Origin of the sequence: Ancylobacter koreensis (genome assembly GCF_023016525.1) — a bacterium.
Lineage (GTDB): Bacteria > Pseudomonadota > Alphaproteobacteria > Rhizobiales > Xanthobacteraceae > Ancylobacter > Ancylobacter koreensis.
Genome location: NZ_JALKCG010000001.1, coordinates 108,911 through 125,790, shown reverse-complemented (window position 1 = coordinate 125,790; position 16,880 = coordinate 108,911). Strand labels below are relative to the sequence as shown.

Here is a 16,880-nt window from a genome sequence, read left to right as displayed (position 1 = left end):
GGCGCTTCGCCTTCCCCAGCGTCCGGGCCACAGGATCGCCACAGCGGCGCGCTAACCGCGTCGCCCGAACGGATTTCCGCGCCGCGCCGGCCTAATCGGCGTCGCGCCTCATCGACGTGCCCCATGGAGATGCGCCCATGCGCCATCTGATCCGCGCCTGCGCCGCTTCCGCCCTGCTGATGCTGCCGCCCGGCGCCGCGCTCGCGCAGGTACCTCCGCCTCCCTTCGCCGCGCCGCTGCCGCCGAAAAAGCCCGCACAGGCCACGATGACCCGCACGGCGCAGGCCAGCCCCGCCGCCGTGGCGCCCCCCGCCGCCCGCCCGGCAGCGGCCAAGCCCGTGGCGGCCAAGCCGGCGGCGGCCGGCGCGCAGGCCGATCCGACCATCCAGATGGCGGCGGCCTCCAACCGCCGTGCGGCGGCCGACACGGTCCAGCGCATCAGCGATTATTTCAACAGCTTCAAGACCATGACCGGCGACTTCGTGCAGGTCGATCCCGACGGCACGCGCCGGCAGGGCGAGTTCTACATCCTCAAGCCCGGCCGCGTGCTGTTCGAATATGCCCCTCCCAGCCCGATCGAGCTGGTGGCCGACGGGCGTTCCGTCGCGGTGCGCGACAAGCGGCTGAAGACGCAGGACATCTCCCCGCTCTCGGCGACGCCGCTGCGCTTCCTGCTGTCGGAGGATTTCGACCTCGCCCGCAACACCAACGTCACCGGCGTCTACCAGGACGACATCTTCGCCACCGTGGTGCTGGAAGAGAAGCAGCCGATGGTCGGCACCTACCGGCTGATGATCATGTTCGACGCCAACACCATGCAGCTCAAACAGTGGACGGTGACGGACCCGCAGGGCTACGACACCACGGTCGCGGTCTCCAACCTCAACACCGCCGACCGGCCGGACCCGGCGCTGTTCGTGATCAACCGGAACTGAGGGCGAGGCCACTGCGAGAAAGCGCCTCCGGCCGATGCCCGTAGGCGACCGGGACACCAGACTGGCGCGTTCACCTTCGGCGGAACATGCTCTAGTGTCGCGGCCGAATCCCGCCCTCGACAGGTTTGCCCGCCTTGCCGCTTTCCATCGCCACCTGGAACATCAATTCGGTGCGCCTGCGCATCGGTCTCGTCGCCAAGCTCGCCGCCGAGCAGCAGCCGGACGTCATCTGCCTGCAGGAGACGAAGACGCCGGACGACGCCTTCCCGCTGAAGGACGCCGCCAGGTTCGGCTATCCCCACGCCGCGATCCACGGCCAGAAGGGCTATCACGGCGTCGCCATCCTCTCGAAGCGGCCGTTCGAGGAGGTGAGCCGGCAGGGCTTCTGCGACATGGGCGATGCGCGCCACATCTCGGTGGTGCTCGGCCGCGAGGCGGGGCTCGCGGCGCCGCTGACCATTCATAATTTCTACATCCCGGCGGGCGGCGACATTCCCGACCCGGCGGTGAACGAGAAGTTCCGCCACAAGCTGGCCTTCCTCGACGAGGCGACCGCCTGGGAGACGCTGCACCCGCAGGACCCGGCGGCGCGCTCGGTGCTGGTGGGCGATCTCAACATCGCCCCGCTGGAAACCGACGTGTGGAGCCACAAGCAGCTTCTCGACGTGGTGAGCCATACGCCGATCGAGGTGGAGAAGCTGGCGAGGTTGCAGGCGGCGGGGCGCTGGGTCGACGTGATGCGCAACTTCATCCCGCCGCAGGAGAGGCTCTACACCTGGTGGAGCTACCGCGCGGCCGACTGGGCCGCCTCCGACCGTGGTCGGAGGCTCGACCATGTGTGGGCGACGCCGGCGCTGGCGCCTTCCGCGCGCGCCATGACGGTGCTGCGCGAGGCGCGCGGCTGGGAGCGCCCTTCCGACCACGTGCCCGTCGTGGTGACGTTCGACGCGTGACGCGCCGCGCCGCCGGGCCCCGGCGGTACGCGAAGCCGCTTTGCGGGCTCGCCTTTCCCGCGCCGGCGTTATAGTTTGCGCCGAGCGTCCGCGCGGGCCTTCCGGCGGCGCGGTCCGTTCAGGTTGAGTCCCAAGCCGAGGAAGCCTCCTTGTCCCGCCGTTCCCCGCTTCGCCCCACCCGCATCCTTGCCGCGACGCTTGCTCTCGCCGGCGCGCTGGCGCTGGGCGGCTGCGGCGTGAAAGGCGCGCTGGAGCCGCCGCCGAACTCGCCGCAGGCGCAGCCCGGCCCGGACGGCAAGGTGCCGAAGGACACGGGCCCGGTGAAGCCGAACCAGCCCTTCATCCTCGACGGACTGCTCTGACCCCGGACGCCGGCCCCATGCATCATTTCGCCTATCGCGACGGCATCCTCCACGCGGAGGATGTGAGCCTCAACGATATCGCCCAGGCGGTCGGCACGCCGGTCTACGTCTATTCGACGGCGACGCTGGAGCGGCATTTCCACGTCTTCACCGACGCCTTCGCCGACATGCGCACCACGCTGTGCTACGCCATCAAGGCGAATTCCAACCAGGCGGTGATCGCGACCTTCGCCAAGCTCGGCGCCGGCGCCGACATCGTGTCCGGCGGCGAACTCAAGCGGGCGCTGGCGGCCGGCATCGCCCCGCACAAGATCGTGTTCTCCGGCGTCGGCAAGACGCGCGAGGAGATGGCGGCCGCGCTCGACGCCGGCATCATGTGCTTCAACGTGGAAAGCGAGCCGGAGCTGCTGACGCTCTCCGAGGTGGCAGTGAGCCACGGCGTCGCCGCCCCGGTCTCGATCCGCGTCAACCCGGACGTCGACGCCAAGACGCACCACAAGATCTCCACCGGCAAGTCGGAGAACAAGTTCGGCATCCCGGTGTCGCGGGCGCGCGAGGTGTATCGCCATGCCAGCGCGCTGCCGGGGCTGCGCATCACCGGCGTCGACATGCATATCGGCAGCCAGATCACCGATCTCGGTCCGTTCGACAACGCCACCGCGCTGCTGGTCGAACTCGCCCGCGACTTGATGGCGGACGGCCACCGGCTGACCCATCTCGATCTCGGCGGCGGGCTCGGCGTGCCTTACGTGGCCGGCGAGCCCGAGCCGCCGCTGCCGTCCGCCTATGCCGCGCTGGTGAAGCGGCACACGCACAATCTCGGCCTCGGCCTCGTCTTCGAGGTGGGGCGGATGCTGGTGGCCAATGCCGGCATCCTGCTCGCCCGCGTGCTGTATGTGAAGGAAGGCGAGGGCAAGCACTTCGTCATCGTCGACGCGGCCATGAACGATCTCATCCGCCCGACGCTCTACGAGGCGCATCACGAAATTTTGCCCGTGCGCGAGGCGGTACCCGGCGGGGAGGGGCAGATCGTCGCGGACGTGGTCGGCCCGGTCTGCGAAACCGGCGATTATCTGGCGCTGGGAAGGCGGCTGCCGGCGCTCAGACCCGGCGATCTGGTCGCGGTGATGACCGGCGGCGCCTATGGCGCGGTTCAGGCTTCCACCTACAACACGCGGGCCCTTGTGCCGGAAGTGCTGGCGCGGGGCGGGGAATTCGCCGTGGTACGCCCGCGCGTGGAGACCGACGCGCTGATCGCGCTCGATCGTCTGCCCGGGTGGCTCGGCTGAGTTCCCGCGCACGGCGGCGTACGACGATCCGGCCGCATTTCGTCGCGGCGACCTTCACAATCTGATGATGGATTGGGCGCGCCTGTTTTCCGGGCAGGGCTGGCGCGTGGGCATCGCCATGCTAAGGTGACGCTGGGGCTGGTGTGGGACCTACGTGCGTCGGAGGCTCGTACGCGTGACGGCAACACCGGATGGAACGGACGGCGGCGAAGCGGTTCCCGAGACGGGTACGGCTCCGCGTGGCGACAGGGCGCGCACCGAGGTGCGCCGTGCCGAGCATCGCCTGCGCAGCGCGCTGCAGCGGGCGCGGGCGGCGCTGCTGTGGGAGCGCGTCTGGCCGGCGGTCGCCGCGGTCGGCGCCGCCTTCGGCGTCTTCCTGATTGCCTCCTGGCTCGGCCTCTGGCTCGCTCTGCCGCCTTACGGGCGTGTCGCTGGCCTCGTGCTGTTCGCCCTGCTCTTCGCTGCCGCGCTCTATCCCGCCCTGCGCATCCGCCCGCCGAGTGCCGGCGAGGCGCTCTCGCGGCTCGACCGTGAGAGCCGGCTGCCGCACCGGCCCGCCACCGCGCTCGCCGACCATCTCGCCTCCCGTCCGGACGACCCGGTCGGCGCCGCGCTCTGGCGCGCCCATGTCGCGCGCATGTCGGCCCAGCTCGGCGGCCTGCGCGCCGGCCTGCCCTCGCCGCGCCTTGCCGCCATCGACACGCGGGCGGTGCGCGCGCTGGTGCTGCTCGGCGTCGTCGCCACCTTCTTCATGGTCCCCGGCGACCATCTGCGCCGCATCGCGGCGGCTTTCGACTGGCAGACGCTGGTCGCGCCCAAGCCGTACCGCGTCGATGCCTGGGTGACGCCGCCCGGCTATACCGGTCGTCCGCCGGTGATGCTGCCGGGCCTGCGCTCGCAGGAGACCGCCCGCAACGGCGCGGAAGCCGCGAGCGAGCCCGCCTTCGACGCCACCGCGCTTACCGTGCCCGCCGGCAGCGAGCTGGTGGTGCGCATCACCGGGCTCGACGAGGCCCGCCTCACCACCGAGGGCGCTCTGGCCCCGCCGCCGGAGACAAAGGACGAGACGGACGCCGCCGCTCCCAAGCCGGCGCAGCCGGTGCCGGCGCCTGCGGCGACCGCTGGCGCAGCCCCGGCGCGCGCGCCCAATGGCGAGGAGCGCCGCTTCATCGTCACCGGCGACGGTTCCGCCCGTGTCGAGGGGCCGGACGGGCGCTTCGTCTCCTGGCATTTCCGGGCCCAGCCGGACGAACCGCCGACCATCGAGCTGACCAAGGAGCCGCAGGCCTCCGGCAATACCGGCCTCGCGCTCGCCTATAAGGCCGAGGACGATTACGGCGTCGCCGGCGCCGAGGCGCGCTTTGCCGCCGTGCCGCCGTCGCCTCCGCTCCATGCGCTGAAGAACGCGCCCACCCCGCCGCCGGCCCGTCCGCTGGTCGAGGCGCCGAACTTCCCGCTGCCGCTCACCGGCGGACGTGCCCGTGTGGCGACCGGGCAGACGACCAAGGACCTCACCGAGAGCCCGTGGGCGGGCGCGCGGGTGACGATGACGCTCGTCGCCCGCGACGAGGCCGGCCATCTCGGCCAGTCGCGACCGCGCAGCTTCACCCTGCCCGAGCGCAGCTTCTCCAATCCTCTGGCACGCGCCCTGATCGAGCAGCGGCGCACGCTCGCCTTCGACGCCAACCAGCGCGAGCGGGTGGCGGCGGGGCTCGATGCGCTGGCCATCGCGCCCGAACGTTTCACGCCCGATCCGGCCCATTACATGGGCCTGCGCAGCGCCTATTGGCGGCTGGCAAACGCGCGCAGCGACGAGGATCTGCGCGGGGTGGTCGACTATCTCTGGGAAATCGCCGTGCGCATCGAGGACGGCAACCTCTCCGATGTCGAGAAGCGCCTGCGCGACGCCCAGCAGGCGCTGCAGAACGCGCTCGAGAATGGTGCCAGCGACGAGGAGATCAAGCGGCTGACGCAGGAACTGCGCGAGGCCATGCAGGAGTTCATGCAGGCGCTGGCGCAGGAGGCGCAGCGCAACGGCGACCGCGCCGACCGCAACCAGCCCATGGACCCGAACACCCGCACCGTGCGGCCTCAGGACCTGCAGAAGATGCTCGACCGCATCGAGGACATGGCCCGCAACGGCGCGCGCGACGCCGCCCGGCAGATGCTGAGCGAACTGCAGAACATGCTCAACGGCCTGCAGGCCGGCCGCCAGCAGCAGCGCCGGCAGGGCCAGAGCCAGATGTCGCAGAACATGGACCAACTCGGCGACATGATCCGCCGCCAGCAGCAGCTGCGCGACCGCACCTTCAAGGAAGGTCGCGACGGCGAGCAGCAGGACCAGGCCTTCAACGACCTGAAGCAGAATCAGGAGCAGCTTCGCGAGCAGCTCCGCCAGCTGCGCGAGAAGATGCAGCAAGCCATGCGTGGCCAGCAGGGCCAGCAGGGCCAGGGTCAGCAAGGCCAACAGGGTGAAGGCGAGCAGCAGGGCCAGAACGGGCAGGGCCAGCAAGGTCAGGGCCAGAACGGCCAGGGCCAGAACGGCCAGGGCCAGAACGGCCAGGGCATGCCCGGCGATGGCGGGCTCGGCGAGGCCGAGCAGGCGATGCGCGAGGCGGAGCAGGCGCTCGGCCAGGGCGACGGCACCGGCGCGGTCGATGCCCAGAGCGAGGCGTTGCAGGCGCTGCGCAAGGGCGCCCAGCAGATGGCCGAGGCCATGCAGCAGCAACAGGGCGGCCCCGGACAGGAGCCGGGCGGCCCCTCCGGCGAGACCGCCGAGCGCAACGACCCGCTCGGCCGGCCGATGCGCTCGCGCGACTATGGCGACGACGTTACGGTGAAGGTGCCGGACGAGATCGACATGCAGCGCGCCCGCCGCGTGCTGGAAGAGCTGCGCCGCCGCTTCGGCGAGCCGGACCGCCCGCGCTTCGAGCTCGACTATCTCGACCGGCTGCTGCGCGACTTCTGATCCCGTCCGTCATCCCGGAACGGCCGCAGGCCGTGTCCGGGATCGCATGCCTATGCTTGCAGGCGATCCCGGCTCTCCGCTTCGCTGCGGCCGGGATGACGTCGGGAAATGCGCGCCAGCCGCGTTGTCGTGGCGCCGCTATTTCTCGGCGTCAGGGATGTAGCCGATGAAGGGAAGCTGTCGGAAGGCGTGCGAGACGTCCATGCCGTAGCCGACCACGAAATAGTCCGGGCACTGGAAACCGACGAAATCGGCGGTGATCTGCACGGCGCGCTTGTGCGGCTTCTCCAACAACACGCAGACCGAGACCCGCCGCGCCCCGCGCGCGGACAAAAGGTCCTTGGCGAAAGCCAGCGTCCGGCCGGATTCGAGGATGTCGTCGATCAGCAGCACGTCGCGTCCGCGCACATCGGTGTCGATGTCGCGCAGCACCGCGACCTGCCCGGAAGAAACCCGTGCGTCGCGGTAGCTCGACAGCGTGATGAACTCGACCTCCGGCGCCAGCCCCGCCTCGTGCATGGCGCGGATGAGGTCGGCGGCGAAGACGAAGCTGCCCTTCAGCACGGCGATGACGACCAGCTTCTCGGGCCTTGAGGCGACGATCTCGGCGACCAGTTCGCGGTTGCGGCGGGCGATGGTCTCTGCATCGAAAAGCACCTCGATGCGGGCGTCGCGGTAGGCATGGGCTTCCCCGGCCGGAGCGTCGTCGGTCGTCGGCTGCGTCATCGTCATCCTCTCAAGGCGGCGCGCCCGCTGGCGCCCCCATCGGGCCTAGCGGTCCTCGCGGCAGGATGGACCGGGGCACAACCCGCGTCCAGCCGGCGTGCTGGAATACCGTGCGCAGCGCTTCGGCGCGGCGCGTCTTTTGCCCCGCGGCGCAAACGCTATGTTAGGGGTGGCTGCGCCATCAGAATCAGCGGGCGTGCGTCGGGCCAGCCTGAAGGAAAGAGTCTTGGTTCGCTTCGAGAATGTCGGTCTGCGCTACGGCATGGGGCCGGAGGTGCTGCGGGATGTCACCTTCGGCATTCCCCCGCATTCCTTCCAGTTCCTCACCGGCCCGTCGGGCGCGGGCAAGACGACGCTGCTGCGCCTGCTGTTCCTCTCGTTGCGCCCCACGCGCGGGCTGATCACGATTTTCGGGCGCGACGCCGCCAAGCTCGATGCCGACGCGACAGCGGCGCTGCGCCAGCGCATCGGCATCGTGTTCCAGGATTTCCGCCTGCTCGACCATCTCAGCACCTATGAGAATGTCGCCCTGCCGCTGCGCGTGCAGGGGCGCGAGGAGGCGAGCTACCGCGCCGAGGTGCAGGAACTGCTGCACTGGGTCGGGCTTGGCGAGCGCATGCATGTGCTGCCCCCGGTGCTGTCGGGCGGCGAGAAGCAGCGCGCCGCCATCGCCCGCGCGCTGATCGGCCGGCCGGAGATCCTGCTCGCCGACGAGCCGACCGGCAATGTCGATCCCAGCCTGGCGCGCCGGCTGCTGCGGCTGTTCCTCGAACTGCACAAGAGCGGCACCTCGGTGCTCATCGCCACCCACGACATCGGGCTGATGGACCAGTTCGACGCCCGCCGCCTCGTCATCAATCAGGGGCGCCTGACCGTCTATGACTGAGAAGCGCAGCCGCATCTCCAGCATGCTCGTGTCGGTGACGCGCCGGCTGCCAACGCGTGCGCGCGGCGGCGAGAGCGCCGGGACGCCCCCGGCGGCGCCCGTCCGGGCATCCGGCGAGAAGGGCGCGCCAGCCACGTCCGGGGCCGGCGCGCGCGCCGGCTCCAAGGCTGCGGGCTCCACCGTTGCTGGCCCCGCCGTCGCCGGTTCCGCTCCCGCTGGCGCGGCGGCCGTCAGGCCCGTCGCCGCGCCGCTGCGCTCAGCGCCGCAGCGCCCCATCGTGCCCGGCACGACCGTCACCGCGCGGGCGCTGGTGGCGGTGATCGCCATCATGACCTTCCTCGCCGGCATCACCATCGGCGCGGTCTCGTCGGTGAGCAATGTCGCGGCCGAATGGACCTCCGACATCGCCCGCGAGACGACGATCCAGATCCGCCCCGGGGACGGGCTCGACGTCGAGGCGGCGCTCGCCAAGGCGGTGAGTGTCGCGCGTGCGACGCAGGGGGTGGCGAATGCGCGCGCGCTCGACGAGAGCGAGACGGCCGCGCTGCTGGAGCCGTGGCTCGGCGCGGGGCTCGACCTCGCCAACCTGCCCGTGCCGCGCCTCGTGGTGGTGAACCTCGCGCCCGGCGCCGGGGCGCCCGTGCTCGCGGCGCTGCGCTCGGCGCTGGCCGAGCAGGTGCCTTCCGCCATGCTTGACGACCACCGGCAATGGGCCGAGCGGCTGTCTTCCACGGCGCGCACGGCGATGGCGATCGGGCTCGCCGTGCTCGGCCTCGTCGCCACGGCGACCGTGCTGTGCGTGGCGGTGGCGACGCGCGCGGCGGTGGACGCGGCGCGCTCGGTGGTTGAGGTGCTGCACCTTGTCGGCGCGCGCGACACCTTCATCGTCTCCGAGTTCCAGCACCATTTCCTCACCGTCGGGCTGAAGGGCGCGGCCATAGGCGGGGGCGCGGCAGTTGCGCTGTTCCTGCTCGGCTCGACCATCCCCTCCTGGTTCGCGGTCGACCGAAGCATCGACACGCTGGTCGGCGCGCTGACCATCGACCTGCGCGGCTATGGCGGCATATTCGGCGTGTCGGTGCTGGTGGCGCTGGTGACGACGCTCACCTCGCGCACCACGGTCTACCGCACGCTGCGCGGCATCGGCTAGGTTGGCGCCGTGACCGAGGTTCCTTCCACCGAGACCGGCGCCCGGCCGGCGCCCCGGCGGCGCCGGCTCCGGCTTGCGCTTCTGGCGGTCGCGCTCGTGGCGGGCGCGCTGCTGGCGGGATTCGCGGCCTTCGTCGCCGGCATAGACGGGCGCGAGGCGCAGACGCCGCGCCGCGCCGACGGCATCGTCGTGCTGACCGGCACGCCGGACCGCATCGTCGAGGCGACCAACCTGCTGATCGAGGGGCGTGGCAAGCGCCTGCTGATCACCGGCGTGCATCCCGACACCACGCTCGCCGGCATCAGCCGCACCGTGCCGGCGACGCAGGAGGCGCTGGCGTGCTGCGTCGAGCTGGGCCGCTCGGCGCTGAACACGCGCGGCAACGCGCTGGAGGCGGCGGACTGGGCGCGGGCGAACCATTTCCGCTCGCTTCTGGTGGTCACCTCGGCCTGGCACATGCCGCGCGCGCTGGTCGAGCTCAACCGCACCCTGCCGGATGTCGAGCTGGTGCCCTATCCGGTGGTGCCGAACCGCCCCGCCGAGGCGAGCTGGACGGACGAGTTCGCCAAGGCGCGGCTGCTCGCGGTGGAATATGTGAAGTTCCTTGCCGCCTATGCCGGCGTGCGGTTGTGGCCGGCCACCGCATCACAACTCGGAGAGAATGCCGGCCCTGCCGGGCCCTGACGTGCGCGATCAACGGAACATTCAGCATCTTCGCGGATTCCACTCATGAACGAGTTGACGCCGCCAAACCATGTTCTAGATTTGTTCTCATGATGACACGCGACACCATACGGACCGATTCGCTTGAGGACGCCGGCCCGCTCAGCGCCAGCGGTCTGCTCGCCCGCCGCTTCCGGCTGTGGCGCGGCACCGATGGACGGCGGCAGGTGTTCTCCGTCTACGCCGCCGAGGACGCGCCGGACTATCCCGACGCGGTGGCCATCGCCGTGCGCATGGAAGGCACGCGACGCGTGCCCGTGTGGAGCGGCCCGGCCGGCGCCAAGGCGCGCAGCGCCGCGCTCGCCAACGGGGCGCATGAGATCCATCTGCGCATCCTGCCCGAGACCGACAGCGGCGCGCTCGCCCCGCTCTGACGTCCTGGCGCTCGCCCGCCGCGCCTAGAGTCGCGCGGCGAGCCAGTCGAGCTCCTCGTCGCGCAGGCCCATCTCCTGGAGATGCCGCGCGGTGGCGAGCACATAGTCGGCATTCAGCCCGCCGACCCCGTGCCCCTGACGGATGATGTGCAGGCGCTCCTCGCGGGTGAGCGGCCCGGAATATTGCGCGTGACCCCGGTCGACAAGAAACACGACGGCGGCCACCGCCCGTTCGCTGCCGTCCTTCAGCCAGACGCGCTGCGTCGCCTCGCGATAGATGTTCGTCACCTGCTCGCGCTCGCGCAGATAGGCGAGGGTCGTCTCGGCCTGTTCCGCCGCCACGCGGAAGGCGACCCCGACGCAGGAGCCGCCACGGTCGAGCCCCAGCACGAGGCCGGGCCGTTCCGGCGTGCCGCGCCAGTGCACGGAGCGCACGCAGAGCGAGCGGTGGGCGCCGATCAGCCGGCCGGCCACGCGCTCCTCATAAATGAAGCCCGGATTCCACATCAGCGAGCCATAGGCGAAGACCCAGAGATCGGCCGGCGTGTGGGCGGTCGAAGAAGCGCTCATGGTCGGGCTGCCAGAATCAGCGGACACGGGATGTCCATCCAAGCCATTGCCCGCCGCAGGCGCGCGGCGCAAGGGGAAGGCGGGGATGCAGGGGCGCGGTCGGCGATTTGGCGCGTCCGGGCGCGGGCGCTAGGGTGCCTGCCTTATGCCCGCCGCATCGCCGTTCGAGCGTGCGCGCCCTTGATGACCGGAGTCGCCGCATGAGTTCCCTCGATCGCCCGTCCGCGCCGCCCGCCATCCCTGCCCGGCGCCGGCCCTGGCTGATCGCGCTGCCGACGCTGTTGGTCGTGCTGGCGGGGCTGGGCTGGTCGGCGGCGTGGTTCTACGCCTCCGGCCGCGCCTCCACCGAAATCGACGCGTGGATGGCGCGCGAGGCAGCCGAGGGCCGCAACTGGAGCTGCGCCAGCCGCGAGCTCGGCGGCTTCCCGTTCCGCTTCGAGCTGATCTGCGCGCAGCCCTCCGTGACCTTCGCCGGTCCGGGCGGGTGGGAGGCGAAGATGACCCGTGCCCATGCGGTGGCGCAGGTGTGGAACCCCAACCACATCATCGCCGAGTTCGAGGGACCGGCGGTGCTGAAGGAAGCGGCCACCGGCCGCGAGGTGACGGCGCGCTGGTCGCTGCTGCAGGTCAGCGGCGTCGGCAGCGGGGGGCGTGCCGAGCGGGTCTCGATCTCCACCAACGACTATTCCCTCGCCGAGGGCGGCACCACGGTGTTCGCGGCCCGTCACACCGAGCTGCATGTGCGCCATCACCCCGGTGAGGCGGCGGGCACGCTCGACATTGCCTTCGGTTTCAAGGGCGCGAGCGGCATGCTGCTCTCCGGCGCCGCCATTACACCGGCGGCCACCTCGCCGGCGGCGGCTACGCCGGCCCCGGCGGTTCCCGCGAGCGCCATCGATGGCGAGGTGGAGGCCACCGTGACCGGCGTGCCGCCGTTCCGCTCCATGCCGGCGGCGCAGCGCCTCGCGCTCTGGCAGCAGGCCGGCGGGCGGGTGGACCTTCAGATCGCCAAGCTGACGGGGGGCGGCGGCGCGCTCACCGCCTCCGGCGATCTCGGTCTCGATGCCCAGCGCCGGCCCGACGGACGGCTCAACCTGTCGCTGGTGAAGGCGCAGCCGCTCTTCACCGCGCTGGTGGCGGCCGGGCTGATGCCGGACTTCGTCGCCAATCTCGCTCCGGCCCTGCTCGTCGCCGGCCTGCCGACCACGGTCGACGGGCAGAAGGCGAGCAGCTTCCCCTTCATGTTCCGCGACGGGCGCGTGGCGCTCGGCGTGCTGCCCATCGGCAAGATCGGCCCGCTGTTCTGAGCCTGCCTCCAGCGTCATCCCGGCCGAAGGCGAAGCTGTAGCGCCGGGATCGCTTTCGGATGGGTGCGCGATCCCGGATCGGCCTGCGGCCGTCCGGGATGACGGCGTGCCTTCACACCGCGAAGATCGTCGCGCCGGTATCCGCCGTGCCGACCGCGGCGCGGAACGAGGAGAAGAGCTCGCGCCCGACGCCGAAATGGGAGCCCGCGAGATTGGCGGGTGCCGGCGCGCGCTCGGCCCAGACCTCAGGTTCCACCAGCACGTCGAGCCGGCCCGCCACTGCGTCGAGGCGGATGAGGTCGCCGTTGCGGATCAGCGCGATGGCGCCGCCATCGGCCGCCTCCGGCGTCACATGGATCGCGGCCGGCACCTTGCCGGACGCGCCCGACAGGCGTCCGTCGGTGACGAGGGCGACCTTGAAGCCGCGATCCTGCAAGACGCCGAGCGGCGGCATCAGCTTGTGCAGCTCCGGCATGCCGTTCGCCTTGGGCCCCTGGAAGCGCACCACGGCAATGAAATCGCCCTTGAGCTCGCCGGCCTTGAAGGCGGCCTGGAGTTCCTCCTGGCTGTGGAAGACGCGAGCCGGTGCCTCGATGATATGGCGCTCGGGCGCGATGGCGGAGGTCTTGATGACGGCGCGGCCGAGCGGGCCGGCGAGCAGCTTGAGGCCCCCGGTCGACTGGAACGGCGCACCCGCGCCGCGCACGACGGATTCGTCGCCACTCGTCGCCGCGCCGTCGCGCCAGCCGAGCGCGCCGTCCTCGCCCAGCACGGGCTCCTGCGTGTAGGCGTCCAACCCCTTGCCCCACACGGTCTCCACGTCGCGGTGCAGCTTGCCGTCGGCCAGCAACTCGCGGATGACGAAGCCCATGCCGCCGGCGGCGTGGAAATGGTTCACGTCGGCCTTGCCGTTGGGATACACGCGGCAGAGCAGGGGAGTGATGTCGGCGAGGTCCGAGAAGTCGTCCCAGGTCAGCTTGATCCCTGCCGCCGCTGCCATGGCGACAATGTGCAGCGTGTGGTTGGTCGAGCCGCCGGTGGCGTGCAGACCGACGACGCCGTTCACGAAGGCCTTCTCGTCCAGCATGCGGCCGACCGGCACATAGTCGTTGCCGAGCGCCGTCATCGACATGGCGCGCTCGGCGGCGGCGGTGGTCAGCGCCTCGCGCAGCGGCGTGTTCGGGTTGACGAAGGAGGCGCCGGGCAGGTGAAGGCCCATGATCTCCATCATCATCTGGTTGGTGTTCGCCGTGCCGTAGAAGGTGCAGGTGCCGGGCCCGTGATAGGCCTGCGATTCGGCCTCCAGCAGCGCGTCGCGGCCGACCTTCCCTTCCGCGAAGAGCTGGCGGATCTTGGCCTTGTCGTCATTGGAGAGCCCCGAGGTCATCGGGCCGGCGGGAATGAACACCGCCGGCAGATGGCCGAAGGACAGCGCGCCGATGACGAGGCCCGGCACGATCTTGTCGCAGATGCCGAGGAACACGGCGGCGTCGAAGGTCTGATGCGAGAGCGCGACGGCTGTCGCCAGCGCGATGACGTCGCGCGAGAACAGCGACAGCTCCATGCCGGCCTCGCCCTGGGTCACGCCATCGCACATGGCGGGCACGCCGCCCGCGACCTGCGCGACACCGCCGGCGCGGCGGGCGGCGGCGCGGATGAGGTCGGGATAGGTCTCATAGGGCTGGTGGGCCGAGAGCATGTCGTTATAGGCGGTGACGATGGCGAGGTTTGCCCCCGCGCCCTCGCGCAGCATCGCCTTGTCCGAGGGGCCGCAGGCGGCGAAGCCATGCGCCTGGTTGGCGCAGCCGAGCTTGGCCCGGCTGGGGCCGCGTTCGGCGGCGGCGGCGATGCGCTCCAGATAGCGCGCGCGGCTGTCATGGGAGCGCCGCGCGATGCGCTCCGTAACCTCGCCGATGCGGGCGTTCACGCTGGACGGGATGGCGTCGGCCATGCGGCTCTCCTCAGGTCGTCAGCGGCCGGCGATCCCGGCCGGTCGTCGGTGGCGGCGCCGGAAGCCCGGCGCCGGTAGCGCGGGGCCCGTCAGGGCGCCCAGAAGATGTCGAGCGGCCGGTCGGCGCGCAGCACGGCGCGGATCGGCATCTCGCTCGCCGGTCCCTCGCCCAGCGCCTTGTCGAGCACCGGGCGCTTGGCCGCGCCCTCGATATGGAGCGCCAGCGCGTCGGCGCCGAGCAGCACCGGCAGGGTGAGGGTGATGCGCGGCTCGCCTGCATTCGGTGCGCGCATCGGGATGAGGCCGAGCGTCGCCTGCGGGTCGATGGCTTCCTCCAGATGGTCGCCATTGGGGAAGAAGGAGGCGGTATGGCCGTCGTCGCCCATGCCGAGCACGGCGGCGGCCAGCGGCCAGGCGAGATCCTCCAGCGCCTCGTTGACGGCGAACAGCCCGTCTTCCGGGGTCGGCGCATCATTCGCCAGCGGCACGAAGCGGGCGTCGGCGGCGCGGTTGATCAGCAGATGCTGGCGCACGAGGCGGGCGTTCGAGCGGTCGGAGGATTCTCGCACCCAGCGCTCGTCGACCAGCGTCACCGCGATCTTCGACCACGGCAGGTCGCGTGTGGACAGCGCCTCGAAGAAGCGGGTGGGCGTGCGCCCGCCGGAGACCGCGAGGCTCGCCATGCCGTCGCGGGCCACCCGCGCCGCCAGCGCGGCGCCGACATAATCCGCCAGCGCCGCCGCCAGCGCGGCCCCGTCGCCGAATTCGTGAAATCCCGCCACGCTCACGCTTTCACTCCACTCACCTCGCCGGCCCACGGTCGGGCCGGCTTCCGCTGCGGCCGGCGCCAGCGCGCCGCCCGCTGCGAGTATAGGGCCATGGCCGCCGCCGCCGCGATCCCCTCGCGGCTGCTGCGACGGCTTGAGGCGCCCTCAGGCGCCGTCCTCCAGCCACGTGCGGCCGTCGCGCTCGATGAGGGCGATGGACGCCGAGGGCCCCCAGGTGCCGGCCGTATAGGGACGCGGCGGCTCCTTGGCGCCGCGCCAGGCGGCGAGGATCGGGTCGACCCAGCGCCAGGCGGCTTCCACCTCGTCGCGGCGCATGAACAGCGTCTGGTTGCCGCGCACCACGTCGAGGATGAGCCGCTCATAGGCGTCCGGGTTGCGGACCTTGAAGGCCTTGGCGAAGCTCATGTCGAGCGGCACATGGGTGAGGCGGATGCCGCCGGGGCCGGGATCCTTGATCATCAGCCACAGCTTCACGCCCTCGTCCGGCTGCAGGCGGATGACGAGGCGGTTGGATTCGACGGGGCCGGCGGCGGAATCGAACACCGAGTGCGGCACCGGCTTGAAGCCGACGACGATCTCCGAGACGCGCGAGGCGAGCCGCTTGCCGGTGCGCAGATAGAAGGGCACGCCCGCCCAACGCCAGTTCTCGACCTCCGCCTTCACCGCGACGAAGGTCTCGGTCTGGCTCCTGTCGGAGCCGAGTTCCTCGAGATAGCCGGGCACCGCCCCGCCCGCCGAGGCGCCGGCGCGGTACTGGCCGCGCACGGTCACCGCGGCCATGTTGTGGTCGTCGATGGGCTTGAGCGCGCGCAGCACCTTCAGCTTCTCGTCGCGCACCGCGTCGGCGTCGAGCGAGGAGGGCGGCTCCATCGCGACGAGGCAGAGCAGCTGGAGGATGTGGTTCTGCACCATGTCGCGCATGGCGCCAGCGGTGTCGTAATAGCCGGCGCGTTCCTCGACGCCGAGCGCCTCGGCAACGGTGATCTGCACGTGATCGATATGGGCGTTGTTCCAGAGCGGCTCGAACAGGGCGTTGGCGAAGCGCAGCGCCATCAGGTTCTGCACGGTCTCCTTACCCAGATAGTGGTCGATGCGATAGACGCGCTCCTCCGGGAAGATGCGGCCGACCTGCTCGTTGAGCGCCAGCGCCGACTTCAGATCCTTGCCGATCGGCTTCTCGATGACGACGCGGCCCTTATCCGCGAGGCCGAACTTGCCCAGTCGCTCGCAGATCGGGCCGAAAAGATGCGGCGCGGTGGCGAGATAATAGACCGGAATGTGGTCGGGCTGGCTGCCGACGCGGGCGGCAAGCTCCGCCCAGCCCGGATCGCTGTCGGCATCGGCTGTGACATAGGTCAGGCGTGCGAGGAAGCGCTGCACTTCCGGCCCCTGCAGTTCCGAGGCGGGGATGTGGTCGTTGAGCGCCTGGTGCGCGAAGCCCCGGAACTCCTCGTCGCTGAGATGACGGCGCGAGACGCCGATGATCGCGGCCTCGTCCGGGATCTGGCCGTCCAGATCGCGGTGGAACAACGCGGGAATCAGCTTCCGGCGGGAAAGGTCGCCGGTCGCTCCGAAGACGGTGAGGGTGAAGGGAGCCACCGGGATCACGCGACTGGTCATTAGGCAGTGTCTCCTCGACAGGGGCAGATGCACGCGGCGTGGGCGCGCCTGCGGGCGTTATCGGCCCGCATGAGGGCCGGATTGCGGACGCGCCGCCTTCAAGGCGGTGTCCTAGCAAAAACGATTCCGCGCCGCGATACCGTCGCGGCGGAGGAAGCGCGGTACTCTGGCCGGGCAGTGCGACGCGGCGATGATGCGCGCTTCCGGAAGGCTGCGCAGCGGCGCCCGAACGCCGGGACCGGCAACAGATTTGTGTGTTGCGTCGCAGCATTATGGCG

15 protein-coding genes are annotated in these 16,880 nt (G+C 71.1%); 10 read left to right on the top strand and 5 right to left on the bottom strand.

The annotated features are described in order from the left end of the window. Positions 1–137 precede the first annotated feature (137 nt). From MWN33_RS00570 to MWN33_RS00550, 5 genes are all read left to right on the top strand, one after another. Entirely contained in the window at positions 138–935 is a 798-nt protein-coding gene (locus MWN33_RS00570; RefSeq protein ID WP_247198136.1) for an outer-membrane lipoprotein carrier protein LolA, read from the top strand. A gap of 134 nt (positions 936–1,069) precedes the next feature. Beyond that, positions 1,070–1,888: an exodeoxyribonuclease III gene (locus tag MWN33_RS00565; protein ID WP_247198135.1), complete on the top strand. Its 819-nt coding sequence runs from the start codon at positions 1,070–1,072 to the stop codon at positions 1,886–1,888. A gap of 149 nt (positions 1,889–2,037) precedes the next feature. Beyond that, on the top strand, positions 2,038–2,250 hold the full coding sequence (gene lptM, locus MWN33_RS00560; RefSeq protein ID WP_247198134.1) for an LPS translocon maturation chaperone LptM: 213 nt from the start codon (positions 2,038–2,040) through the stop codon (positions 2,248–2,250). 17 nt (positions 2,251–2,267) lie between these two features. Then, positions 2,268–3,539 (top strand): diaminopimelate decarboxylase, encoded by a 1,272-nt coding sequence (lysA, locus tag MWN33_RS00555; protein ID WP_247198133.1) that lies wholly within the window; start codon positions 2,268–2,270, stop codon positions 3,537–3,539. Positions 3,540–3,714: 175 nt separating this feature from the next. Continuing rightward, entirely contained in the window at positions 3,715–6,507 is a 2,793-nt protein-coding gene (locus MWN33_RS00550) for a TIGR02302 family protein (protein WP_247198132.1), read from the top strand. A 138-nt stretch (positions 6,508–6,645) separates the two neighbouring features. Here the strand turns inward: MWN33_RS00550 and hpt are convergent, their stop codons facing one another. Continuing rightward, the gene (hpt, locus tag MWN33_RS00545; protein WP_247198131.1) at positions 6,646–7,233 is read right to left on the bottom strand and encodes a hypoxanthine phosphoribosyltransferase; all 588 of its coding nucleotides are present in this window, start codon (positions 7,231–7,233) and stop codon (positions 6,646–6,648) included. Positions 7,234–7,459: 226 nt separating this feature from the next. Between hpt and ftsE the strand changes: the two genes are divergently transcribed. The 4 genes from ftsE to MWN33_RS00525 all read left to right on the top strand — a co-directional run bounded on the left by ftsE (position 7,460) and on the right by MWN33_RS00525 (position 10,366). Further along, positions 7,460–8,119, top strand: coding sequence for a cell division ATP-binding protein FtsE (gene ftsE / locus MWN33_RS00540; protein WP_247198130.1), 660 nt, complete (start codon positions 7,460–7,462; stop codon positions 8,117–8,119). Further along, positions 8,112–9,269, top strand: a complete 1,158-nt coding sequence (locus MWN33_RS00535) for a cell division protein FtsX (protein WP_247198129.1) — start codon at positions 8,112–8,114, stop codon at positions 9,267–9,269. The genes ftsE and MWN33_RS00535 overlap by 8 nt, the downstream gene beginning before the upstream one ends. 9 nt (positions 9,270–9,278) lie before the next feature. Then, positions 9,279–9,953, top strand: a complete 675-nt coding sequence (locus MWN33_RS00530; protein WP_247198128.1) for a YdcF family protein — start codon at positions 9,279–9,281, stop codon at positions 9,951–9,953. Positions 9,954–10,042: 89 nt separating this feature from the next. Beyond that, the gene (locus MWN33_RS00525; RefSeq protein ID WP_247198127.1) at positions 10,043–10,366 is read left to right on the top strand and encodes a hypothetical protein; all 324 of its coding nucleotides are present in this window, start codon (positions 10,043–10,045) and stop codon (positions 10,364–10,366) included. A gap of 24 nt (positions 10,367–10,390) precedes the next feature. Here MWN33_RS00525 and MWN33_RS00520 read toward each other — a convergent pair whose 3' ends face one another. Continuing rightward, positions 10,391–10,936, bottom strand: a complete 546-nt coding sequence (locus MWN33_RS00520; RefSeq protein WP_247198126.1) for a gamma-glutamylcyclotransferase — start codon at positions 10,934–10,936, stop codon at positions 10,391–10,393. A gap of 200 nt (positions 10,937–11,136) precedes the next feature. Here MWN33_RS00520 and MWN33_RS00515 point away from each other — a divergent pair, with 200 nt between their 5' ends. After that, positions 11,137–12,243: a DUF2125 domain-containing protein gene (locus MWN33_RS00515; protein WP_247198125.1), complete on the top strand. Its 1,107-nt coding sequence runs from the start codon at positions 11,137–11,139 to the stop codon at positions 12,241–12,243. Positions 12,244–12,355: 112 nt separating this feature from the next. Here MWN33_RS00515 and edd read toward each other — a convergent pair whose 3' ends face one another. The 3 genes from edd to zwf all read right to left on the bottom strand — a co-directional run bounded on the left by edd (position 12,356) and on the right by zwf (position 16,602). Next, entirely contained in the window at positions 12,356–14,194 is a 1,839-nt protein-coding gene (gene edd / locus MWN33_RS00510) for a phosphogluconate dehydratase (RefSeq protein ID WP_247198124.1), read from the bottom strand. 89 nt (positions 14,195–14,283) lie between these two features. After that, positions 14,284–14,982 (bottom strand): 6-phosphogluconolactonase, encoded by a 699-nt coding sequence (gene pgl / locus MWN33_RS00505; protein WP_247198123.1) that lies wholly within the window; start codon positions 14,980–14,982, stop codon positions 14,284–14,286. Between the two features lie 144 nt (positions 14,983–15,126). Then, a complete protein-coding gene (gene zwf, locus MWN33_RS00500) occupies positions 15,127–16,602 on the bottom strand; it encodes a glucose-6-phosphate dehydrogenase (RefSeq protein WP_247198122.1) in 1,476 nt (491 codons plus the stop codon). Positions 16,603–16,880 lie beyond the last annotated feature (278 nt).

Excerpts from the sequence above, each read along its gene's own strand:
- lysA (WP_247198133.1), top strand. The coding sequence starts at position 2,268 with ATGCATCATTTCGCCTATCGCGACGGCATCCTCCACGCGGAGGATGTG.
- edd (WP_247198124.1), bottom strand. The coding sequence starts at position 14,194 with ATGGCCGACGCCATCCCGTCCAGCGTGAACGCCCGCATCGGCGAGGTT.
- MWN33_RS00570 (WP_247198136.1), top strand. The coding sequence starts at position 138 with ATGCGCCATCTGATCCGCGCCTGCGCCGCTTCCGCCCTGCTGATGCTG.
- MWN33_RS00520 (WP_247198126.1), bottom strand. The coding sequence starts at position 10,936 with ATGAGCGCTTCTTCGACCGCCCACACGCCGGCCGATCTCTGGGTCTTC.
- hpt (WP_247198131.1), bottom strand. The coding sequence starts at position 7,233 with ATGACGCAGCCGACGACCGACGACGCTCCGGCCGGGGAAGCCCATGCC.
- MWN33_RS00535 (WP_247198129.1), top strand. The coding sequence starts at position 8,112 with ATGACTGAGAAGCGCAGCCGCATCTCCAGCATGCTCGTGTCGGTGACG.
- MWN33_RS00515 (WP_247198125.1), top strand. The coding sequence starts at position 11,137 with ATGAGTTCCCTCGATCGCCCGTCCGCGCCGCCCGCCATCCCTGCCCGG.
- zwf (WP_247198122.1), bottom strand. The coding sequence starts at position 16,602 with ATGACCAGTCGCGTGATCCCGGTGGCTCCCTTCACCCTCACCGTCTTC.
- MWN33_RS00525 (WP_247198127.1), top strand. The coding sequence starts at position 10,043 with ATGATGACACGCGACACCATACGGACCGATTCGCTTGAGGACGCCGGC.